Origin of the sequence: Streptomyces sp. Tu 3180, from assembly GCF_009852415.1 — a bacterium.
Taxonomy (GTDB): domain Bacteria; phylum Actinomycetota; class Actinomycetes; order Streptomycetales; family Streptomycetaceae; genus Streptomyces.
In genome coordinates this window covers 5,761,282-5,786,293 of sequence record NZ_WOXS01000002.1, presented here as the reverse complement: position 1 = coordinate 5,786,293, position 25,012 = coordinate 5,761,282, and the positions used below count along the sequence as shown (strand labels likewise).

The 25,012-nt window shown below is 74.5% G+C and carries 2 protein-coding genes; both read right to left on the bottom strand.

The genetic code is table 11. The annotated features are described in order from the left end of the window. Position 1: 1 nt before the first annotated feature. On the bottom strand, positions 2 to 24,664 hold the full coding sequence (locus GL259_RS26955) for a lonely Cys domain-containing protein (protein ID WP_159535897.1): 24,663 nt from the start codon (positions 24,662 to 24,664) through the stop codon (positions 2 to 4). After that, positions 24,665 to 25,012, bottom strand: coding sequence for a hypothetical protein (locus GL259_RS26950; protein WP_159535896.1), 348 nt, complete (start codon positions 25,010 to 25,012; stop codon positions 24,665 to 24,667). It lies immediately after the preceding gene.

Here is a 25,012-nt window from a genome sequence, read left to right as displayed (position 1 = left end):
TTCACCCCTGTTCGCTTTCACCCGTGTTCACCGTCCCGAGGGGCGGCAGTCCGAGGATCTCCCGGAACCTGGCGGCGAGGCGCGCCACCGTCCGGGGGTCCGCCCCTTTCGCCGCCAGCAGGACGGCGAGCCGGCGCACCGCGTCGCGGTACGCCTCCGCCGCGTACCGCCAGTCCGCGAGCACGGCGTCCGCATCGCCCGGCAGGAGCAGCCCGAGGGCCGTGTCCCACGTCCGGGCGGCGTCCGGGCCCGGGGCCGTGCTCTCGAAGTCGGTGAGGGCCGAGCGCCAGATCCGGCGCGACACCGCGGCCGCGACGGCGTCGAGGGCGTCCGGCCACGGGCCGGGGCGGGCCAGCAGCAGCCGCACCTGGTCGAGCGGCGCCAGTCCGCTGCCCCGCACGCCTCCGCCGAGTTGCGCCTCGACGTCCATTCCGGGAGTGATCCCGATGCCCGCGTCCCTCAGTTCGGCCAGGGTGACGGTCTCGGCGCCGGTGAACCCCGGCGGGTCGCCGGGCAGGTCCTCCGCGCTCACCCGGCCGACGATCCACCGGCGCCGGGCCTCCTCGGACGGCGGCGCCTGGAGCGGGGTGTCGTCGCCGGCCGTGATGACCTCGGGGGCGGGTCCGGAGGGCTGGGCCGCGGGTTCGGGCGCGGGCTCGGGCTCGGGCTCGGGCGGACGGGTCTCCGACCAGTGGGCTCCCGTGTCGTCCTGGGGTGAGGTCAGCACGAGGAGGCTCTCGTTCACCGCCGGACGCCGGTCGAGGAGCCGGAGGGGCCGCGTCGGCAGCCACACCGTCCGGGCGGCCCCCGTCCGGGCGGCGATCGCCTCGGCCAGGCCGGCGTCCCCCGCTCCGACGGGGACGACCGTGACGTCCCGGTCCAGCCGCGCCAGGACGGGGTCGTGCGAGAGCAGTTCGGCGATCTCCTCGTAGGGCACCGGGCGGGTCGTGCCGTCCGGCCAGGGCATGTCGACCTGTCCCGGGGTGGTGCCGCTCATGTCCAGTACGTATCCACCGGGGTGGTCGCTCTTCCCGGCGCCCTTCCGGTGCCAGGGCGCCAGGGCCCCGCGGCTGTTGCCCAGGCCGCCGTCGGGTGAGATCACGTAACGGTCCGCCCACATGCGGCTCGGGGCGGGCCTCCCCGTCCAGCTGCGGCCGGCCTTCGTCCCGTTCACGGAGGTGATGAGGGTGCGGTCGTCCAGCGCGCCGTTGCGTTCGAGGTCGTACGCGGCGAGCGCGGTGGGGTCGTGGGCGTCGCGGCCGAGGGCCGCCGCCGCGGCCGCCGTCCGGAGGAGGTCCGTCCGCAGGGTCTCGTCCCGCGGATCCTCGCCGGTGCCCAGGTGGAGCACCTTGGTCGTCAGGGCGTCGGGGTCGGGGTGGTTCTCCACGCTCTCCACGGCCTGGACCGTGGCCCACAGCGCGTTCTGCCGGTCGGCCGCGGTGACGTGCGCCGACGGGCGCAGCCCCAGCACCAGGCGGGCCCACCGGTCCGGATCGTGCCGGCCGATCAGTGCGCGGGCCCGGTCCACGGAGGGCAGCGGGACGAAGTCGGGCAGCGTGGACCGGGGGTCGGTGGACAGGCGCGCCGACGCGGCCTCCAGCATCGTCCGTACGGCGTCGGGGTCCGGCGGCGCGGGCCGGGTGCCGGGGGCGGTCGTCAGGCCGTGGTGCGCGCGGGTGACCCGGTCGAGCAGGTCGAGCGTCAGCTCCCCGTGCTCCCGCAGGTTCCCGTCCCCGCGGCGCATGACCTCCAGGGCGCCGATGCCGCGCAGCAGTCGGCGGTACGTGCCGGCCGGATCGTCCTTGTCCTCCTCCACGTCGACGCCGAACGTCGACCGGAGGGCGCGGACCAGTCGCAGGGCCGTGTCCCGGGCCATGGCCGGGGTGAGGTCCGGGGAGGTCTCCAGGCCGGCCCGCGCGGCCAGGACGTCGAGTTCGTCCGGGGTCGGTTCGGGGCGCAGCCTCACCAGGTCCACCGGGTCGTTCGCCGGGGTGGTGCCGATGCCGTGGTCGTACAGCTTTCCCTTCGCGTAACGGCTCAGGTGCTCCCGGTCCGGGGCGTAGACGTCGCGCCGTGTCGAGTTGGAGACGTCCTGGGCCGCCGACGAGACGGCGAGCGGGTCGGGGACGAACGGGCGGCTCCGCTTCAGGGCGGCGGCGGTGTACCCCTCCGGTCCGCTCCCCCAGCAGGACAGGAACACGATGGGGGTGTCCCGGTCCAGCCGGCTCACGCTGGGGCGCCGCCGGAGGTAGCCGCCGGTTTCCGTGCCCCGGACCGGAACGTTGTTCTGGAGCATGCGCTCGACCATGAGGGTCTGCCCCGGCAGGCCGTGGACCAGGAAGAAGTAGGGCTTGCGGCCCTTCCACGGCACCGGCCGGGGGTTCCCGATCGGCTCGCCGGTGACCGGGTCGTAGACGGACCACTCCGTCGACCGGACCAGATCCTGGAGCCACGGCTCGCGCCGGAGCAGGTCGGCGCCGTTGACCACCGCGCGGCCGACGGGCCGGCCCTCGTCGGTGAGGGTGACCGAGTTGACGTCCGCGTCCCGGAGGGTCCTCCCGTCGATCGTGCGCAGGACGCCTTCCCCGGGTTCCGGCCGTCCCTCGTCCGGCCCCAGGTCGCCGGGGTCGCTGGCGATCCACTCGCCCACCGGCTCACCCATCGGCTCACCCGCCGACTCGCCCATCGACTCGTCGCCGAGGGACCGGTCGTCGGTCACCTCGACGCGGTGCCGGCCGGTGTCGGGGTGCGGCTTCAGGGCGGTCTCGCCGCTGTGCGACCACAGCGTCCGGTCCGTCCGGGCCGCGGCCCTGCGCGGCAGGTCCAGTCCCATGGCGCCGGCGTGCGGCGAGACGAGCACCACCTCGGCGGCGTCCTCACGGCCCGCCAGCTCCTCGTCCTGCGCCAGCAGTTCGGCGAACTCCTCCGGCGACAGCCGCCACCGCTTGCTGCCGTCCGGCAGGACCAGCCGGACCTTGGTGTGGTCGCCGTCCTTCGTCCCGATCACGTACGGGAGGGGAGCACCGGGCCGGCGTGCCCACGGTGCCGGCCGGGGGTCCCGGTCGTCGCCGTCCACCACGTCGTACGAGGAGACGTCCAGGTCCCGGGCGGGCCGGCCCGTCCAGTTCCGGCCCAGCGGGGTGCCGTCGGGTGCGGTCAGGCGGGTGGCGTCGGACAGCAGGCCCTGCCGGCCGAGGTGGTACGCGGTCAGTGACGCCGTGCTGGTCGCCCGGCCGGCGGCCATCGCCTCGGCCGCCAGCTCGTACAGCCGACGTACGCGGTTCGACAGGTCGTCGGCGTCGAAGCGCACCGGGGCGGGAGGGGAGTCCGTGGACTCGCCGTCCGCGTCGCTGTCCGAGTCGTCGTCCGAGTCGGGGTCGTCCCCGGGGTTGTCGTCGAGGTGCAGGAGGTTCCCGGCGAGCCGGTCCGGGCCGGTGAAGTAGTCCGGCCGGCCGAAGTCCTCCGGGCTCAGTTCCGCCAGCCGGGCGGCGGCCTCCGACAGGGGTGAGCGGTCGACCGTGACGACCGCCTGGCGCCGTGCCGCCCGCCCGGTGGCGCCGTCGATCGGGCCGACGGCGCCGATGTCCCGGCCGCCGCTCTCCGTGACGACCGTGAAGTCCTCGGCCCGGACCGTGCCGCCGCGTACCTCCGCGACGTCGCGCACGCTCTGTTCGTTGAGCTCCAGCTGACGCCGGATCTCCTCGAGGAGGAGGTCGCGCACGGCGTCCGCCCGTTGCCGGCCGACCGTCCCGGCGTGCTCGACGGCGTCACCGGACAGCGCGAAGCGCGGGCCGTTGCTGTAACCGGTGACCGTGATCGTGGGGAGCCGGAGACCCGCCCTGAGGTCCCGCAGGCCGGACAGCACGATCTGCTCGGCCAGCTCGGCGAGTCGGCGGCGCTGGTCCGGATCGGTGATGTCCCGGTGGCGGTGCTCGAAGGCGACCCGGGACCGGGAGGAGGGCGGCGCCGGGGCGGGCTCGGCGGGTCCGGCGTCGTCCGGCGCCGCCACGCTCTCGGCCTCGTCGTTGTCGGGGGCGGAGTCGAGGTCGTTGTCGGGGTCGGGGTCGGGGCCCGACAGCGGCACCGTGTCCGTCGGGGCCGGGGTGACGGTGGAGGCCGGCGGCGCGGCGGGGGCGGTGGGGTCCGCGGTGTCGGAGGGCCGCAGCCGGCCGGTGTGTGCGGCGTGCAGCAGGTGTGCCAGGGAGCCGGCGGTCAGCGACCGGTCCCAGCCCTGCCGGGCGGCGTACTGGCCGGCGATGTGCCGGAGCCCGCCCCAGGTGAGCAGGCCGGGGCCGGTGTTGCCGGCCGCCTGGAACCGCAGCCTCTCGAGGGCGCCGAAGCCCTCGATCAGCTCGTGGAACTCCGCCTCGCGGGCCGGGTCGGAGTCGATGTGCACGCCGTGGGTCTGCCGCAGGGCCCGTACCCAGTGCAGGGCGCGGTCGGTGCGCCCCGGCAGCCGGTCGGGCAGTCCGCCCAGGTCGGCGAGCGCGTCGAGGGCGGCGGTCCCGGGCTCGGGACGGAACTCCTCGACGTGACCCGCGGGGTTGTCGGGGTCGTCGTACACGACCAGGTGCGGCGGCAGGCCGCCCTCGGCCTCGCTCGGCGAGATCTGCCGGTCCACGGTGAAGACGGTGCGGCGGGTCTCGTTGGCGACGTACTGGGCGGAGGAGGGATGGGCGAGCAGGTCCTGGTCGGCGCGCGTCATGGACAGCTCGCAGATCAGCAGCCACACCGGCTTGTCGGGGGACAGCGCCTGCATGCTCTTGCGCCGCGCCAGCATCCGGCCCAGCTGCCGGGGGTGGACCGCCTGGTTGGCGCCGGTGCTGCGGCGGGGCACGGTGGTGCGTCCGCTGTCGCCGTGGCCGACGAAGACGTAGGAGTCGGCCAGGCCCCGCGGCAGGGGCAGCGCGCCGCTCTGCTTCCCGGCGTACACGCCGGGAAGCCCTTCCATGACGTTGGTGTAGTGCTGGATGGCGGACACCACCCGCAGGGCCTCCTCCCGCAGCGCCATGTCGTGCGCGTCGAGGAACGCCCGCCCGGTCAGGGTCTGCCCGTCCACCGTGACCAGCGGATACGAGTGGATGTCGGCGTCCGGGAAGACGGTGCCGTTCGCGGCCCTGACGGTGGCCGCCGGGTCGTCCGGGACCAGTCCCGGGTCGGCGGGGATCCAGGTCCCCGCCGGATCGCTCCCGGGGGCGGGCGCGGCCAGGACCGGCACCCGGCGGCCGTCCGGAGCCGTTTCCAGCCGCAGGTCGCCGTAGGTGAACCAGGCGCGGGCGCGGGTGCGGTCGGCGATCGCCCGTGCGAGGACCTCGTTGCGGCCGTCCTCCTCCGCGATCAGGATCACCACGGGTACGTCCGGCCGCCGTCCCGGGTCGTGCAGCACCAGTTCGGCGAACTCCTCGTCCGACACTGGTTTCCCGTTCGCCAGCAGCATCCCCCCGTCGTTCCGCTCGGCCACCACCGCGTAGGCCGCGGGCCCCCAGGGCGAGGGGCGGACGCCCCGGGGATCGGCGACCACGTCCATGTGCAGGCGGATGCCGGGACGTCCGGTCCAGTTCCTGCCGTACGGCGCGCCGTCGGCCCCGCTGAGCGCGGACTGCTGCGGGTAACCCTGCCGGGTCAGCCCGTAGGCGGCGATGGCGTCCAGGCTGCCGGCGCGGCCCCGGCGGTGGGCGCTGCTCGCGAGGGTGAGGGCCTCGTAGTGCCGGGCCGCGTCCACCGGTTCGTCCGGTGCCAGGTGCAACAGCGTCCGGGTGATGCCGTCCAGGTCCAGGGCGGCGCCGAAGCGGGGGTGCCCGGCGCGCGCCGCTTCGATCACGCGCAGCGCGTTGAACAGCCCGGTGCGCAGCTCCTGCGGGAGCGGCTGGGAGCCGAAGGTGGCCTCGACGAGCGCCCACAGTTCCTGGAGCCGCTGCTGGACCGCGCCGTCGGTGGGCGGCGGCGCGGCGGCGGACCCCACGGCCGGCACCGGAGTGGGGTGCGGCGGCGGCAGCGGCGCGGGCGGGTGCGGCTGCGGCGTGTGGGTGCCGGTGGTGCCGTCCCACAGGGCGCGGACGGCCGTGTAGGAGTCACCGCCGTCACCCGGTTCGCCCTCGGCGACGTCCCACAGCGCACGGGCGCGGGCCAGCGCCTCGTTCTCGACGTCGGTGGCCTCGACGGGGTTGACGTCCGCGGGACGCGCCCCGCGGGGGCGGACCGGTTCGACGCTGCGCGGGTGGCGGGGCTCCGGCCGGGGGCCCTCGCCGTACAGCCGGCGCAGCAGGGGGTACAGGGCGGGCTGGCGGGTGCGCACCCACTCCGGTCCTGCGTTGTTGCGGGGCAGCCCGGTGTAGGGGTCGTTGCCGCCGTTGGCCATGAGGTAGACGTTGCTGAGCTGGGCGAAGAACTCGCGCTCGTTGCGGCTGCTGTAGTTGGGGGCGCTGCGGCGGCCGTCGGCGTCGTGGCCGTAGAGGGGGCCGTCGGGCCAGTTGCCCGCCTCGCCGGCCCGGGTGGTGGTGCGGAAGGTGTTGGTGATGCGCTGCCGGTCGACGGGGTCCAGACCGTGCAGGTGGATGGTGTGGGCGAATTCGTGCAGGGTGGTCGAGTAGCCGTCGGGGTAGGCGGACTTGCCGGTGCCGACGGTGGTGCGCTCGCCGAGCAGGTTCTCCTCGGTGACGGCCGCGGTGCGCGTGCCGATACCGCGGACGTCGTCCCAGGGGCGGCCGTCGCCGGTGGCGGCGTCCCGCAGGAAGCGGAAGGCGTCCAGGGAGGTCAGGGCCTCGCTCCTGGGCACCACCAGGACCCGCGAGCCCTTCTTGAGCAGCCGGGCCGTGACCTCGGGGTCCTGCAGCATCCGGGCGATCTGGGTACGGGCCCGGTCACCGGCGGAGACGGGCTGCTCGACCCCGTCGGGCACCTGGGTCATGAGGCGCGCCGCGACCGAGGCGAACTCGGCCGGGGTGAGCCTGGCCGGGGTGCGTCCGGTCGAGGTGCGCCCGGTCGAGGTGAGTCCGGCGCTCAGGGCGTCCACCAGCGCGGGATCAGCGGCCAGCCGTTCGCGGTCCGCGGGCGACAGCGACGCCAGCGCCGCGTCACGGTCGGCGGCGGACAGGTCGGGCAGCCGTGCGGCGAGGGCCCGGACCGGGTCCGCTGTCACCTCCGGACGGGCCCTCAGCCCGCCGGCGAGCGCGGTCAGCTCGGCGCGCAGCGCGGGCAGGTCGGCGTCGGTGACGCCGAGGGTGCTCCAGGTCTCCTCGTGGCGGGCGAGGGCGTCGCGGTCCAGGGCGGCGGAGTCGAGCAGTTCGCTGAGCCGTACGGCGAGGGAGGGGGCGGCGCCGGCGGGCCGCGCGGAACGGTAGGCGTCCTCGCGCGCGAGGACCTGCGTGACCGTACGGGGGCCGTCGGCGGGGGTGCGGTGCAGCGCCCACAGCAGGTCGAGGAGGTCGCGTCCGCGCAGCTCCGGGTCGGTCCCGGTGGCCAGGGCGAGGGCGGCGTCGGCCAGGGAGTCCGCGGGTGCCGGCACGGTGAAGCCGTCGGCCGTGACCGTGCCGGAGGCCGGCCGGTCCACCGCCGTGACCGTGAGGTCGACGCCGTTCACCGACAGGTCGAGCACCCGGCCGCCGCCCGGGCCGGACCGGACCCGCACCGACGCCCCGGGCAGCTCCCGCTCCAGCGCCGCGCGTATCCCGGCGACGGCGGGCAGGGCGGCCGCGGGCAGCTGGAACTCCACGGTGCCCAGGGGCCGGGGCAGGCCGGACTGCACCCGGCCGCGGGCGGCTCCGGACAGCACCACCGGGTGGCCGAGGCCGTGCAGCACGGCACCGACCCGGCGGGCGACGTCCAGCTTGCCGGTGTCGTCACCGGACGGCGTGGCCGGGGGAGCCGGAACACCTCGGCCGGCCGCGGTGGCGGTGGGCGCCGTCGGCGGAGGCGGGGGCGCGGGCGGCGGGGGCTGTGCGGGTTCCTTCGGCGGGGCCGGGGGCGGTGCGGGGACGGTCGCGGCGGTCTTCACCTGGTCGGTCCGGACCACGACGCCCAGCCGGGCGCTGAACAGGGCCGCCACGTTGGTCAGCCAGTCGGCGGCCTCCGCCGCGTCCAGACCCGGCCGGACCGACTCGCTCATGTAGCGGCCCGACTTGTCGTTCACCACCCAGGAACGCAGCTTCTCGCTCCAGCGGAACTCGCCGGACACCCGGCTGCGCCCCGGCAGCGTCCGGCCGGCGTTCTCCTCGCCGGGGGCGACGTGACCGGCGGCGATGCCGGTGTGGCCCAGCCCGTCCAGCGCCTCGCGCAGCGAGTCCGCCGTCAGGTCGGGGTCCTTCTCCCGCATCCCCGCCAGCAGCGCGTCGAACTGCTCCGGCGTGACGATCCCGCTCAGGTCCTCCGTGCCGAGGATCACCCGCCCGTCGTCGGTGACCGTGTACAGCCATACCGCGTCCCGGTTGCCGGTGATCAGCAGGTCGGGATCGACCTCGTCCAGCGGCACCCACAGGGGGTTGAGCCGTACGTCGCCGTCCTGGTCGCGTTCCTCGTCCTTGATCCGCTTCGGGAGGACCGGGTCACCGAACCGGTCGCGGGGTTCGGCGTCGCTGCCGTCGTAGTGGTCGACGCCGTTGTAGTAGACCTCCGTCCGCCGCGTGGCGTTGTCGGGCCCGGCGCCGCTGACCCGCCGCGCACCCGACGGGAGCGACCGCACCACGTCGACCCTCAGGTCGAACGCGTGCGCGAGAAGGGGCAGGAAGATCTCTCCCTCGGGTGTCCCCCAGCGGTGTTCCCAGTTGACGACGGCGTCCATGAGCCTGGGCAGTTCCGTGTCGTCCAGCGGCGCGGTGCTCTGCGTGTAGGCGGTACCGAGCAGGCGGGCCAGTGCGCGGTCGTCGAGGTCGTCGGGCGTCGGCAGCAGGCCGTGCCGCTCGAGGTGCTCGAACATCCGGCGCGGGCTCAGGTCCCCGGCCTCCACCTCCAGTACGGCCCTGGCGTCCCCCGGGGAGACCTCCGGGTCGGCGGGGCGCGACGCCATGCGGGCATCGACGTACCGGGTCAGCAGGTCGGCGGGGTCGAGGGCCTCGGGCACGGGGACGTGCCGGACGCCGTGGTGGGCGAGGAGGGCCAGCCTCCCGGCCCGGTCCATTCCCCGGACGCGTGCCCCGAACTCGTCGGCGACCGTCTGCCGGAACTGGCCGGTGATCTGCGGGTGCAGCCGCCCCCCGCTGCGGCCCACGTAGTCCTCCACGTGGGACCGCATGGCGCGGAGCACGGCCCGGGAAGGGCCGGCCCCGGTGCCGGACCCGGCCTGCCGGCGCAGCTCGCCGCGTACCGCGTCGGGGTTCCCCAGCCAGTCGTACGCGGCGCGGTCGGTGGCGGCGAGGCCGCCCAGACGGCCGCGGATGTGCACGGGGTCGCCGGCCATGAAGGAGTACAGGAGGCACTCGCCCGTGCCGGGCACCGGCACCCGGCGGCCCCTCGCCCGGCCGCTGTCGCGCTGCGGCTCGGAGCCCTTCTTGCCGTCCCCCTGAGGCGGAACGTGCGGCGGCTGGGACTCCGGTGCGACGGCCTTCGCCTTCGGCGCCGGGAGCTGCGGCTCCTCCGGCACGGGCTGCTTGCCCTTCGGCGGCTGCGGGTCCGTGGCCTTCGGCGCCGGGAGCTGCGGCTCCTCCGGCACGGGCTGCTTGCCCTTCGGCGGCTGCGGGTCCGTGGCCTTCGGCGCCGGGAGCTGCGGGTCCTTCGGCGGTGTCGGGGCGGTCGGCAGGGCCGGTCGGTAGTGGCGGTCGTCGAGGCTCAGCACCACGTGTGCGCCGGAGTGGGCGGAGGTGCCGACGAGTGCCTGGAGGTCGCCGGCGCCCGCCGGGTCCTCGGGAGCGAAGGCCTGGAAGGCGCCGTCGCCCCCGACCACCGTGACGCGCACGCCGAAGGTGCGTGCGGCGAGCAGCGGGAGCAGGTCCGCCGCGCCGTGGTTCCAGCCGGCCTCCGACGGGGCGTCACCCCGTCGGAGGAGCTGGGTGATCGCCAGGTTGGCCCGTACCTCGCGGGTCAGCTCGACGGCGTGCGGGATCGGACCGTCGAGGCCGTCGAACTCACGGCGGGCGGGTGTGTCCGTTCCGAGGTCCAGGCCCGCCGCGGCGATCTCCTCCGCGCTGAAGGCGTCGGTGTGGTCGGGGGCGACGGCGGCCAGCAGGTCCTCGTCGGCGTGGTCGGTGAGCCAGGAGGCCATCCTCCGGCGCAGGTCGGACACCACCCGTGGACCGGCGGGGTCGATGCCCTGCGCGGCCAGCAGGCCCGGGGCGGCGTGTTCGAGGCCGAGGGCGAGCGCGCGGAAGAAGGCGTCCCCGTCCCTCGGCACGTCCCGGAGCGTGTACGTCTCGTTCGCGGGTGACGTGAGGACGGTGTCCGGTGCCGTACCGGTCCTGGTGTAGCGGGGCGGGGCCGGGGGCTTGGCCACGGGCGCCTTGGGCGGGGCCTGGTAGGTCACCGCGGGCGGCTCGGCGAGACCGTCCAGCTCCTCCCGGCCCTCCGCGGTGGCCGCGAGCCGGTGCCAGCGGGTGAGCTGGTCCGCCCCGGCCCGTACCCGGTGGTACTCCGCCGCGGCCTTCTCCGCCGTGTCCCTGAGGGCGTCCAGCTCGGCGCGCCGGGTGTCGAAGGCGTCGCGTGCCGCGTCCCGGCGGGCGGTGGCCTCGTCGAGGGCCCGGCCGGGCGCTCGCGCGGACAGCAGGGCCGCGTCGAGCCGCCCGTCGGCCAACGCCTTCTCGGTGCGCGCGGTCTCCAGCCGCAGGTCGGCCGCCTTCCGCAGTTTCCCGGCGGCCTCTTCCGCGTCGTCCAGGCGGGCCAGGGCGGCGTCCTGCTCGTCCCGCAGGAGCTCCGCCCAGCCGTCGTGCTCGGGTGCGGCGCCGTACTCGTCGTCGGTGAAGGCGTCGACCTCGGCCCGCGCGGCGGCCACGTTCGCGTCCGCGATGCCGTGGTCCCGGCGGGCGTCGGCCTCGGCCTGTGCCAGGGCCCTGTCCGCGTCCTCGACGCCCGTCCGGGCGAGGTCGACCGGGCGTGCCGCCGCGCGGGCGACCCCGGCGGCCTCGTCGAGGGCGGTCTGCGCGGCGTCGAGGTCCGCGCGCAGCCCGCCGGAGGCGCGCCGCTTCTTCCAGTAGGCCTTGTCCGCGTCGACCCACGCCTTGCTCGCGCTCTCGACCGCGTCCCACGCCTTCCCGACGCGCTCGGGGAAGTTCGCGTCGGTGATGATCCGCAGGTCGCGGGCGACGTCCTCCCGGATCCAGGTGACGACGTACGCCTCGGACTCCATCGCCTGCGGACCCGACCGGGCCTTGGCGAAGGTCCCGCCCCGGATCCGGTCGGCGAGCCTGGAGTCCAGGATGCCGCGGTGCACGTCGCCGACGCCGATCCAGGTGGCCGGGACGGCGAACAGGAAGGTCCGGCCCGTCCTGGGCTTGAGGTTGCGGGAGGTCAGGTGGTCGTCCCCGACCGGCATGACGTCACCGTCGAGGTCGTTGGGGCCGGGGCCGAAGGCGCCGATCTGGTTGAGGCCCGCGTTGTTGGGCGAGTCGTACAGGAAGGCGCCGCCGAAGCCCGAGGACTGGCTGTGCTCGACGGACGACGACGTGCCGGCGTTGTCCCCGTACCGTCTGAGCACCTCCAGCTTCTTGCCGTCGGCGACCGTCAGCAGCAGCGCGCGGCTGAAGTCGGGCGCCGAGCGCAGCGTCAGTTGTCCGGTGTCGGTGCCCATGAGGGACTTCTCGGTCAGCCCCGCCACCTGGTAGCCGTCCGGTTCGGTGGTGCGCGGGAAGAACGCCGTGGCCGCCATGCCGCTGATGCCGTCCTCCAGCGCCTGCGCCGAGCCGGTGCCCAGGCGGGTCAGTCCGGTCTCCCTGGTCCTGCGCAGGAGTTCGGTGAGGGCGGCGTCGTCGGGATCGTCCTCGGCCTCCAGGGCCCGGAGGGAGAAGCCGGCGTCGTACGCCTTCGTGAGGAGGAGGTCGCCGGCCATGCGGATGTTCTCGATGCCGATGATCCCGCGGGGGTGCATGCCGTTCTCGGGGAAGGTGAACGGCCGTGTGACGCCGTCCCCGTCCCGGACCGTCAGTTTCTCCCCCACCCCGGGGAGCGGCACCGGGCGGGGCGGACCGGCCAGGGCGGGGTCGGCCGCCGGGTCGGGCGCGGGCAGCAGCCGGCCGGTCCCGGAGGCGCCGGTCGCGTCCGCCCCCGCCGGTGACGGCGCCGGCTCCATCAGGCTGAGCGGCACGTGCTCGCGCAGCTCGCCGACGTCGCCCTCCTCGACGATGCTCAGCCTGCCCCGGAAGCGGTCGAGGGCCGTGGACTGCGCCTCCTCCAGGTCCGGGTCGGCCGGCGCGCCGGTGTGGGGGGTGTCGTCGGCCTCCAGGGTGATGCGCATCCGGTACGGGGTGACGACCTCCGCGTGCGGTTCGGTGGACGCCGCCCGGTAGATGGTGACGGTGGTGACCGTGTGGCTCGACGCGACCGTCTTCCGGTTCGAGCCGCCCTCGGTGTACGTGGGTCCGGCGGCCACGACCTGGGGGTTGCCGGTGTGCACCATCTGGCTGGTCAGGAAGCCCAGGTCCGCGCCGGCCGAGAACTCGGAGTTCTGCTGGGAGGTCTCGATCGCCCGCCGGTTCTCCTCCAGTTCGGCGCTGTGGTCGAGTCCGTCGAACACGGGTGTCCCGGGGATCAGTTCGACGCGTGCCCGCACCCGCCGGCTGCCGATCCGGACGCTGTCCCAGCCCCAGCCGCCGGCCTTGACCAGGGTCGACGGGCCGGTGGTCGTCATCTCCCCCTTGAGCGCCCGGGTGGCACGGCCCGTCACCAGCTGCCGGATCCGCTCCCGGCTCCCCTCGTCGAGCCCCAGCTTCCCGATCCGCTTGTCGAACGCGAGCAGCACGTCCGTGGGGTCCAGCGCGTTCACCGCGTACGTGCCGAAGGCGGCGCCGCGCATCCAGGGCTGCGGCGTCCAGACCCGACTCGTGTAGCGGGGGACGTCGCCCAGCCCGTCGTCGATCAGCCCCATCCGGTGGGCGCTCTTCTCCGGCAGGTGCCCCAGCAGGCCGCCCGGGCTGGTCAGCGCGGTCCCCGCGGCCCCGGCGAGGGAACGCGGCACGAGGGCGCTGCCCGCCGCGGCCGTTCCGACGCGGCCGGTGCCCAGCCGGCTGGAGAGCAGCGCGAACCAGTGCTGCACATCGCCGGCCACGAGCACCTGGTGGGTGAAGCCCTTGCGGTTCATGTCCGCGACGACGGTGCGGACGACGCTGAGACTGTGCGTACCGGTCCTCGAAACGGGGTTGGCGACGATTCCGTACGCGCCCATGAGTCCGTGTCCCGGATTCTGTGCGACGGAGTAGACCAGCTGGCCGCCGAAGACGAAGCTGGTGCTGTTGCTGATCTTGCCGGCCGCCTGGCGGGTGCCGCCGAGCGTCATCTCGGTGTCCATGGACATCGGCGGGGTGAGGGCGCGCAGGTTCCCGACCGTCGTCGCGTACCGGAAGGTTCCCCACAGTTCGCCGTACGGCCCCTTGCCCAGCAGGCCGCTGCCCACCAGGCCCAGCGGCCCCGAACTCTGGTCGAAGCTCGACGTCAGGTACTGGGGGGTGAAGGTGCGGACGATGGCGTCCCGGGTGGGGGCGCCCTCCTTCACCAGCTGCCAGGCGCTGCCCGACGCCGCCCGCAGGACCCGGTCCACCTCCGCGGTCAGCGTGGGTGACAGCACCACGTTCACGATGACGAACGGGTGCTGCCGGAACTCCTTGAACTGCGGTGTCCCGCGGTCGGCGAGCCGTCCGGCGGGCTGCTGCGCGCCGGGTCCCGCGGGCAGGACGAGGTCGCCCTTCGCCAGGGCGAGGGCCCGCTCGGTGGTCATGGGCGTGGGGGCGGGCTCGTCGGACAGGTACGGGTTGAGCGCCCCGTCCGCGTGCGGGTCCGCGTCGGGCGTGTGCTGTACGGGGACACCGATGAGCACCTGTCCGGTCATCGGGCCGCCGCCCCGCAGGTGGCCCCGCGGCGTCCGGCCGAAGAGCACGTTGACCGGCTCGTCCAGGACCAGCAGACCCGGCAGCCCGAGGCCGAGACCGCGGATCAGGCCGCGGGGCCGCCAGTAGCCGCTCAGGCTCGCGATGAGGGCGAGGTCGTAGCGGTACAGGTGGGTGGGCTGGTTGCTCACCGACATCGGTTCGTTGGTGACCGTCGAGCCGAAGGTGGTCTCCGTCTCCCACTGCCGGCCCCAGCGTGTGCCCAGGGTCAGCCCGAGCGTGTTCCGGGGCAGCCCCGCCGTCTCGTCGACGTTGTTGTCACGGCCCGAGAACGTGCCCTCGAAGCCCAGCTCCAGGCCTCGTTTCGCGCTCTCCTGGCCCTCGAGCCGGTCGATGCCCTGGGCGCTGAAGCGCATGCCCTCGTCGATGTCCTTGCCCTCGTACCGTCGCCCGGTCAGCGTCCCGTGCACCCGGAGGGTGTAGTAGACCGTCCCGACGGAGTCGGGGTCCGTGAGCCTGACCGGCAGGCCGACCGTGGTGAGCGCCTCCAGGTTCGCGGTGACGTTCTGCTGGGACAGCACGCCGAGGATCTGCAGGGTGTTCTGGAGCGCGATCCGGTACTTGACGGGATCGGTCCACCGGGGCGGCACGGGCAGGCTCCGGGCCGCCTGGAGCACCTGGTCGGGCTTGCGCCCCAGCAGGTCGTTGAAGCGGGTGCGCCAGCCCTTCGGCAGGTTCGGCGGCAGCAGCTGGTCGAGGGGCACCACCAGGTCCTGGTTCAGGTGCGAGACGGCGTCGACGACGCCGTCCGCGAACCGGTCCAGCAGGGTGCGGCCGACGCCGTCCGCCGCGTCCGGGGTGACCCGGGTGCGCAGGCCGTCGTCGAAGGTGAACTCCTTCACCCGGTGCATGCCCAGGGTGCGCGGGCGGTCCACGGTCAGATAGGGCGGCACGAACGGCGGGGCGGCGCCGTTGCGCAGGGCGAGTGTGGTCCCGTCGTCCCATCCGGCCAGCCGCCGCGCCTCGGAGCTGGTCATCCGGTCCAGGCTCCAGGTGAGGAAGCGCGTCGGCGGCGCGTTGTCACCGGCCCGCCGCACCCGCACCGACTTCACGACCAGGTAGAGCGCGGTCCTGGGGCCCTTCACCTGTCCGGCCGACTTGAGGGTGCCGGCCGCGCCGAGTCCGACCGACCAGGTCTTCGCGAACGAGGCCTGGAGGACGGGCCCGAGCTGGAGCCGCAGGTCGAAGGGGGCCGTACCGGGGTCGTGGAAGTTGAAGGCGGGGCCGGCGACGGCCTGCAGCAGCAGGCTCCTGCCGTCGGCCCGGCTGCGCTCGCTGCGGACCGTCGAGGTGTTGATGTCCCGCATCTCGGCCTGGTCGGTCTCGCCGACGAGGATCGCCGTCCGCGGGATCAGCTCCTCCACGACGAAGACGCCCAGCGGTGACTTCTTCCTGTCGTCGGCGAACAGCGGCGGGGTGGTGATGCGGCCGCGCGCCATCGTGCCGCCGTGCCGCTGGAAGCTGTCGCCGGAGAAGAAGATGTCCAGCTCGGTGTAGGCGGAGCTGCCGGGGAGGGCTCCGATCTGCCGGGCCGCCCAGTCGCGGATCGCCGCGACGGGGCCGAACCCCTCGATGCGGACGAAGCGGTACTGGGAGTTGCGGTCCAGGTCGATGGAGCGGGGGATCCGGCCCGGCTCCGGGATCCTCGTGACGCTGTCGGGCAGGCGGACCAGGAGGCCCTTGCGGACGCCGAAGGAGAACCGGGCGGGCACGGCCCGGTCGGTCCTGGGATCGGGGGCGGTGCCGGGCCCGGGGTCGATGCCCGTGACGACCCGTCCGGCGGGGTCGGTGACGCGGATCTCGTAGTGGATGTCGTCCAGGAACGCCCGCGACTTGTCCAGCGTCCGGGTCTCCATCTGGTTCATGCGCTGGTCGGTCAGGGTGTAGCCGACCTTGTCGATGAAGCCGAACCGCACGGCGAGCCGGCCGAAGCCGCCGAACGCCGCGGCGCCCGCCGGGCCGATCGGCCCGCCGAGGCCGTACTGGGAGTTGGCCTGCATGTTCTTGGTCAGCCCGAAGGTCGCGGCCGCCCGGTGCATGCTGTCGATCTTCGTCGAGTCGCCGATGCCGTCGTCGAACGGGGCCCAGTTGCCGTGGTGCCGCGCCCTGACCCACAGGACGCGCGCCTTCCCGTCCGCGGTGACGTACGGGAAGGGGCGCCCCCCGCCGTCCGCCAGCGTCTTCGGCTTGTCCCGGAGCGTCCGCCGGACGTCGTCCAGCAGCCGTGTGTGGTCCGCGGGCCGGGCGTCCGGCCTGCGCTCCAGTTCGCGGTCGATGGCGTCCAGGGCCTGTTCGGTGCCGCGCAGGAGGACCGTGCTCTGACCGAACGTGCTCGGATTGGCGAGGAGTTGTTCGATCTCCGCGGCGGTCAGGTCGGGCGGCAGCAGCGACCGGAGGTCGTCGACGTACGCGGGCATCCGCCTGCCGTCCTCGAACCGGGCCGGGGTGCGGCGTACCGGCGGAGGTCCCATGGCGGGGTCGAGGCGCGGGGCGTTCGGAGACGGCGGGGGCGGTGGGGGCGGTGCCTTGGACGTGGTGACGGTCGTGACGGTCGCCGTTGTGGAGACCGGGTCGGTGGACGGCGTGACGCCGGGAGCGGGCGTGGTCGTTTCCGTGGATCCGGCCGCGAGGGTGGTGCCCGGAGTGCTCGTCGAGGTCTGGAGGGCCGGCCGGACGACCGACCAGTCCCGGTCCCGCTGACGCGCGCCGTCCCCGAGGGGGAGCAGGGCGAGGACGTGCGGCCTCGACGGGTCGTCCTGCGCGAGCAGGCCCATCGCCCCCGGTGAGGTCCATACGCCACGCCCGGTCCCGGTACCGAGGGCACTCCTGGCCTCCGGTGCCGGCTGGACCACGGGCGTCGTGTGCGAGGAGGCGAGGACGATGTCGGCGTCCTGCGGGCGGGCGTTCAGTCCCGGATCCCGCGCCAGCAGCTCGGCGACCTCCTCGTAGGGCACGCGGACACGCAGTCCGCCGGGCAGGTCCATGGTCAGACGGGTCGCCCCGGTCTCGCCCCACACCAGGTACGGCGTGGGCCTGGTGGGGTCGGTGGTCCACGGCATCCTCGCCCGGTACAAGGGGCGGTGGCCGCCGTCCCGTGTCGCCGCCATGACGAAGGCGCTGTCGGCGTCCACCATCAGGGCGGACGAGCCCCGCGCCCAATGGCGTCCGGCCAGGACCCCCTTGTCGTCGAACAGCCCGGTGTCCGGGGAGAGGGCTCCCAGCAGTTCCAGGTGGAACGAGGCCAGCTCGGTCAGGTTGTCCAGGTCCGCACCGGCCGCCGCCGCCCGCACCACCAGGTCGAGGAGTTCGGGCACCCGGGACGGGTCCGGCCGGTCCAGGTGCAGCACCCTGCCGGTGAGGGCGACCGGGTCGGGGGTCCGGCCCTCCCACTCCAGGGCCTTGACCGTCGCCCAGAACAGCCGGAACCGCTCGGGCGCCCCGATGAGCGCCCGGTCCGGGTCCAGCCCCAGGACGTGGGCGGCCTCGTCGTTCACGTCCTGCTCCGGAAGACCGGCCAGCCCTTCGGCCACGTTGGTCACGTGCGGCAGGGTCACGAGGTCGGTGAGCACGGCGCCGGGATTCAGGCTTACGACGTCGGCGGCCCTGGCCAGCAGATCCCGGTAGGCGTCGGGTCCCGGCTCGCCGTCCACGTCGGCGTGCTCCGTCGCGCGGATCTCGCGGGCCGCGCGCTCGAACAGGTCCAGGCTGAACGGCACGACGTCGCGCAGCGCCGGGTCGGCGTGCCGCATGGCGTCCAGAGCGCCGATGCCCCGGAGGAGTTCGCCGTAGCGGCTGTCGTCCTCGATCTCCACTCCGAACGTCAGACGCAACGCGCGCACCAGCCGCAGCGTCCGCTCATGGACGGCCTCCGAAGCCGGCCCCACCGGGTCGGTGTGCAGGCCCGCCGCGCGGGCGCGGTCGTCGAGCAGGGCGCCCGTGGGTTCCGGCCGGTGCTCCACCCATCTGCCGCGCCGTCCCCGCGAGTCCGTGACCATCTGGTGGACGACCTTGCCGTCCCGCCGGGCGAAGCCGAGCACGTGGGTGCCGCCGTACACGGTGCGCCCGGTCTCGTTGGCGACGTGCTGGCTCTCACTGAGGGCACCCAGCGGGTCGGGGGCGAACAGGTCGTGCACGCCCCGCCGCATGCGGATCACGCTCGGCGGTGCCGCGCTGAAGCACGCCTCCATCACGACGGCGTGGTCCTCGGGGAGCCGCGCCAGACTCGGACGCCGCTTGAGCATCCCGCCGGTCCGCTCCTGCCGGGTGCGGTGGTCCGGGTTCGCCAGGGTCGGCACCTGGGTCTCGCCCGGCAGGCCGTGCGCGGCGAAGACGTACACGGGCTTACCGGCGAACGGTACGGGCTGGTCGTCCCTGGTCCACTTCCCGGAGACGCGGTCGTGGTGGTAGAGGTCCGTCGCCGTCGTCGCGTGCCGGATGTCCTCGAGCACCTGCGCGTGCTCAGTATCCCGGAAGACGCCCCTGCCGATCGGTCCCCGGTCCGTGACGATGGTGTGGGACAGCGTCCACCGCTCCCAGAGCGGGGCGTCCGCGGCCTGTGCGGGGTCGAGCACCTGGCCGGGAGTGCTGCGGATCCAGTGGGGCCGCGGCCTGCCCCGGACGCCGCGCAGGGACACGACGTGCGGGAGCGAGGGATCCTGCTGCGCGTTCACGTCCACGCCGCCGTCGGCCGACCACACGTCCCTGCCGGCCCGGTCCGCGGCCCGGCGCGGCAGCTCCAGACCGCGGGCACCGGCGCCGGAGACGAGCAGCACCACGGGAACGTCCGCGGGGAGTCCGGCCAGCTCCGGGTCGAGGGCCAGCAGTTCGGCGAAGACGTCGAGCGGCACCTCGCGCGGGGCGCCGTCGTAGCCGCGTACGACGATGTGCTCGTGGTTGCCGTCCGCCCTCACGACGTACGGCTCCGGCTCGCCGGGGCGGTGCCAGGGCGCGGTGGTCACATCGCCGCGCTCCAGGGTGCCGTCGGACCGGAGTGCCGTCCTTCCCGTGTTCGTGAGATCCAGGTCGGGGACGTGGGCGGTGGTCCAGTCCCGGCCGCGGGGGCGTCCGTCGAGGCCGGTGGTCATGGCGTGGGTGGGTGACAGCACGCCCTGACGCCGGAGGTGGAGCGCGGTCAGGGCGGCGAGGCTGCCGGCCGACCCCGCCGCCGGGTCCGTCGCCACCCGGAACAGTTCGTCGCGCTGCGCGTCGCTCACCGGGGCGGAGTGGTCCAGGAGCAGCACCGTGCGGGCCACCCGGTCCAGGTCGAGCGGGGTGGGACCGAACAGGGGGTCGACCGGGCGGAGCCGGTCGAGGCGCGCGAGCCCTTCGAGGAAGTCCGGGTACAGGGGGTTCGACGTGACGGCGGGGCCGTAGAGGTCCGCCAGCAGTTCCCGGTACCGGGCTTCCTCGGGGGTGAGCTCCTCCGCCCGGTCCCCGTCCATGCCGTCGTCCTGGTGGTCCGACAGCGGGGTGTCGAAGCCCTCCAGCACGCCGTCCAGGTTCGGCAACGGCGTGTCGAAGCCCTCCAGCACGCCGTCCAGGTTCGGCAACGGCGTGTCGAGCCCTCCGACCGGTCCGGGGTCGAGAAGGTCGGTGAGGGCGGCGGGCGGCTCGGGCGGGGCCTCGGTCCCGGGGCGGTCCGCGAAGGTGACGTCGTCCACCCCGGTGTCGCCGGTGCCGGGCGCGGTGAGGTCGCCGGGCCGGACGGCCGCCCAGTCGGCCGCCGCGGGACGCCCCGGCGCGCTGGGCAGGAGGGAGGGGACGTACGGCCGGGACGGCCCGGTCGGGGCCAGGCTCACGCTGCCCTGCGAGGCCCATACGGTACGGCCGGTCCCGGCGCTGACGACGGCCCGCGGATCGGTGTCCGGGGTGCCGCCGGCGGCCGGTCCGGCGGCTGCCGCCGGGGCCGCCTTCGGGACGGCCAGGACGACGTCCGCGGTGTCCTGCGGGCGGGTGTTGAGCACCGGGTCGCGGGCCAGCAGCTCGGCGACCTCGTCGTAGGGGACGCGGGCGCGGAAGCCGCCGGGCAGGGTCATGAGGAGGTGGTCCCGGCCGCCGCCCGCCCACACCAGGTAGGCCGGTGATCCGCCGGGGGTGCTCCACGGCGGGCGTTCCTGGCCCACGGCCCGGTAGCCGCCGCCCTGCTGCGGGGCGGCGACGACGACACGGTCGGTGAGCGTGGTCGGGGCCGCGTTCGGCGGGGTCGGGGACCAGCGCCGCCCGGTCGGCACGCCGTTCAGGCCGAGCAACTGGGTCCGGGGCGCGAGGGCGCCCAGGGTCTCCAGGTGGAACGCGCCCAGTTCGGTCGGGTTGTCCACGTCGACGCCGACGGCCGCCGCCTGGGCGACCAGGTCGAGCAGCTCGGGCCGCCGGGCCGGGTCGGGCCGGTCCAGGTGCAGGATCCTGCCGGTGAGGGCGTCCGGGTCGGGGATCCGGCTCTCCCACTCCAGGGCCTTCACCGTCGCCCAGAACAGCCGGGCCCGCTCGGCGTCCCCGACGCCCGCCGGGCCGTCGGGGAGCCGCAGGACGCGGGCGGCCTCGGTGTCCAGCTCCTGGTCCGGGAGACCGCCCAGACGCCGTGCGGCGGCGGTGACGTGGGGCAGGGTGACGAAGTCGGAGAGTACGGTGTCCGGCTGCCCGCGCACGGTGTCGGCGGCCCGGACGAGCAGGTCGCGGTAGGCGTCGGGGCCCCGGTCGCCCGGCCGGTCCGCGTGGGCCGCGCGTTCGAACAGGTCCATGGAGAACGGGCCGAGGTCGCGCAGGGCCGGGTCGGCCGCCCGCATGGTCTCCAGCGCGCCGATCCCGGCGAGGAGTTCGCCGTACCGGCTGTCGTCCTCGATCGCCGCGCCGAAGGCCAGCCGCAGCGCGCGGACCAGCCGCAGGGTCCGTTCGCGGGTGGCGTCCGTGACCGGCCGGGCGGGGTCCGTGTGCAGGCCCGCGGCGCGGGCGCGGTCGTCGAGCAGGGCGCCGGCGGGTTCCGGCCGGTGCTCCACCCACCGGCCGCGCCGCCCCCGCGAGTCCGTGTAGAGGCGGTGGACGAACTTGCCGTCCGGCAGGGTCGCGAAGCTGACCATGTGGGTGCCGCCGTACGCCGTACGTCCGGTCTCGTTGGCGACGTGCTGGCTCTCGCTGACGACCGCCAGCGGGTCGGGGACGAAGGTGTCGTCGATGCCCCTGCGGGTGCGGACCACGCCCGGCGGCTTGGCGCTCGAGCACGCCTCCATCAGCACGGCGTGGTCCTTGGGGAGCTGCGCCAGGCTCGGACGCCGCCTGAGCATCCCGCCGGTCTCCCGCTGGTGGGTGTGGTGCCCCGGGTCCGTCGTGGTCGGCACCCGGGTCGCGCCCGGCCGGGCGTGGGCGCTGAAGACGTACACCGGCTTTCCGGCGAACGGGACCGGTTCGTCGTCCTTGACCGCGTCCTTGGTGACGGGGTTGTAGTGCCACAGCTCCGAGGACTGCGTCGCGAGCTTCAGCGCCGCGATCCGGCGCGGGGCCTCGGAGCCCTCGAACACGCCTCTGCCGATGGTCGCGCCCCCGTCGCCGACGACGCTGTGCGACAGCACCTCGCGCTCCCACTCCGGCGCGTCCTCGCGCTCCGCCGGGTCGAGCACCTGGCCGGGGGTGCTGCGGATCCAGTCGGCGCGCGGCAGCCCCTCCCCGAACAGCAGGGAGACGACGTACGGCCGCGACGGGTCGCGCTGCGGGGACACCTTCACGGTGCCGTTGGCCGACCAGACCTCCCTGCCGGTGCGGTCCGCCGCCTGGCGCGGCAGGTCCAGGCCGCGGGCACCGGCGTCGGGGACGAGCAGCACCACGGGGGTGTCCGGGGGCAGCGCGGCGAGCCGGGGGTCGCGGGCCAGCAGTTCGGCGAACACGTCGATCGGCACCTGGCGCGGGACGCCGTCGTAACCGCGTACGACGATCCGCCGGTGGTCGCCCTCCGCCATGACGACGTACGGCTTCGGCTCGCCGGGCCGGTGCCAGGGCGCGGGCTCCACGTCGCCGCGGCCCAGGGTGCCGTCGGGCTGCCGGGCCACCTTCCCCACCTCGGTGAGGTCGAGGTCGGGGATCGTGGCGTTCGTCCAGTTGCGGCCCCACACGCCGCCGTCGTCGGCGGTCAGCGCCTGGGTGGGGGACAGGACGCCGCGGAGCTCCAGGTGGAAGGCGGCCAGGGCGGCCAGGCTGCCCGCCGACTCCACCGCCGGGTCCATCGCCACCCGGAACAGCTCGCCGCGCTGCGCGTGGGTCACCGGATGGGCGGGGTCCAGGAGCAGCACCTGGCGGGTCAGGGCGTCCAGGTCGAGCGGGCCGTCGCGGAGCGCGGGAACGGCCTGCCGGAGCTGGTCGAGGTGCACGAGGGTGTCGCGGAGGGCGGGGTGCAGGGGGCTCGTCCCGATCGCGGGACCGAAGACGTCCGCCAGCAGCCGGTCGTACAGGGCCTCGGTGGCCGGGTCCGGCTCGGGGTCCGGCTCGTACTCGTACTCGGGCTCGGCCGCGTCCTGGTCGTCCTCCCAGTCCAGGATCATGTCGACCGAGTCCGGGGAGCCCGGCCCGGAGGATTCCCCGGTCGGGATCCCGTCCGGTGCCCGGGAGCTGAGCGGCGTCTCGTCGAGGGCGACGGGCTGGACGGGCGGCACCTCGCGGGAGACGACCGGGGTGGGCTCCGCAGTGGAGCCGGTGGTGGCCGGCAGTTCCTCGGACTCGGTCCGTACGGGCCGGTAGGGCTGCGGGACGTCGGACGTGGGCCGGGTCTCGGCCTTCGGTACCGCGGAGGACGGGCGGGACTGCTCGGACTCCTCGGGTGCGGGGGTACGGACGTCGTCCGGGGGCGACGGCTCGACAGTGACCGCCTGGTCGCCGGACGGTGTGGTCTGGGGCCGTGGCTGCGGGGTGGCGTTCGGCGAGGCGTGGCCGCCCGGGGACGTGCCGCTCGACGGGGCGGGTGCCGTGGGGGGCACGAGGGGCGCCTGCGGGTTCTGCTGTCGCTGTTCCCGCTCCTCGGGGGTGAACCGGGTCGTGCCGTCGTCCGCCGACCGCTGTCGTCCGGTCCCGTCCGGTGCGGAGTTGCTGCCGCCCGTCTGGGCCGAGGGCAGTCCGGAGGCGGCGGAGCCGGCGGTGTCCTGCTTGTTCACCGGCGGGGTGTCGTCCGTGCCGGCGGACCAGTCGGTCCCCGGGCTCCTGATCACCGACGGGCTGAGGGTGGAGAAGACGGTGTCGGTGTCGTCCACCAGGGAGTCCCGGTAGGCGTCGTCGTACGCGTTCGGCGGAGAGACGTAGGACGACGGCTTGCCCGCGCCCGTCGCCCCCGGGAGTCCGGAGGCGTTGACGTTGTTGTCGACGCCGTGAACCGTGCCGTGGTCCGGGAGGGACGAGACCGACGAGACGGACGAGGCATCGCTGGTGTCGCTGAAGACCGACGCGGCATCACTGGTGTCGCTGAAGTCGCTGAAGACCGACGCGGTGTCGTCGATGCCGCCGGCGTGGGGAACCGGGTCGTCGCTGTCCGACCGGTACGGCGACGGCGATGTGGAGGAGGAGGTCGGGACGCTGTAGGGGTCGCTGTACGTGTCGTCGTGGAGGTCCTGGTACGTGCTCGCGCCGTCGTACCCGTACCGGTCCTCGTACCCGTACCGGTTGCCGTTCGCGCCCGTGCCGCCGTTCCCGCTGCCACCGCCCGGCAGGTCGTTGACGGAGTCGGAGCCGAAGTCGAAGTTCTGGAAGAACTTGTTGTGAGCGAACTTTCCGCCGAACTCCGCCCCGGTGGAGGCCGCTTCGAAGAGCAGACCGCTGAGGCCGGCGCTCAGGAACGTGCCGGGGTTGAGCGTGAACGTGCCCAGGAAGATGAGGCCGGTGAACGCCTCCGCGAAGGTTTCCGCCTGCCCCTCGTTGATGAAGCTGAACGGGAGCTCGGAGGCTTCCTTCCAGAAGTTGTTGTTCTTGAAGTACTTGTTGATGAACCTTCCGCCGACCTCGCCGAAGATGCCCCCGAAGAGCCCCGCCAACGCGCCGGTCACCGCCGACTGGCCGATGTCCTTCCAGTCGAACCGGATACGCCGGCGCTCCGGGTCGTCCGGCGCGGTCATGGAGATCAGCTGCGAGGCGAAGGAGACGAACGCCTCCTGGATCGCCTCCAGCAGCACCGACAGCGGTGTGGGGACGGCGCGTCCCAGCCGCTGGAGGATCAGCAGGATGGTGAGCGCGGTGCGCGCCTTCTGGAGGGCGATCTCGGTGAGCGACGTGCCGCCGGTGAAGACGGCCAGGGCGGCGATCAGAGCCAGTTCGATGTTCATCAGGATGAACTCGATGAGGATCTGGTACTTCCCCTCGGACAGCTTGATCGAGCGGTCGATCTGCCGGGAGCCGAGCTCCCGGAGTTCGTCGGAGAACTTCTGCAGGTGGTTCTGGCCGTTGTCGTCGACGAAGAGCTTCATCGCCGCGACGAACTCGTCGGCGATCCGTGGCGGGAGCGAGTTCCCGGCGGTGGAGATCGCTCCCTTCATCGCGTCGGACAGGTCCCTGACGTCGTCGGCCAGCCGTTTGTAGGGGTTACGGCTGTCGAAGCCCAGGTCCTCGTTGCCGGTGGCGACGTTCGCGCCCACCCAGACCTCGATGAACTCCCGCAGGCCGGGCGGGAACATGATGGCCATTCAGCGCCTGTTCTCGCTCTCCGAGCCGTGCGTCTCGATGTCCTCCACCGCCTGGACCTGCGGCCGCTGCACGTGGTCGGCCTCCGCGGCGACCGCGTCGACCAGCGCCATGAACCCGCTGGTGATGGCCAGGACCGTGTCCGTCACCTGCTGCTGTTCCTGGCGGACCTGCTCGCCGACCGCGTTGGCGAAGTCGTCGTCGCCGCCCTCCACGCCCCACCAGCCCGCGTACCGGGCGTTGCCGGTCTCGAACCGGGGCAGCATCTCGTCGCCGTGGCGCACGGCGTCGGCGAGGTGCCTGGAGCCCTGCAGGATCGCCTGGATGTCGGCGGAGTAGTTGCCGGCCAT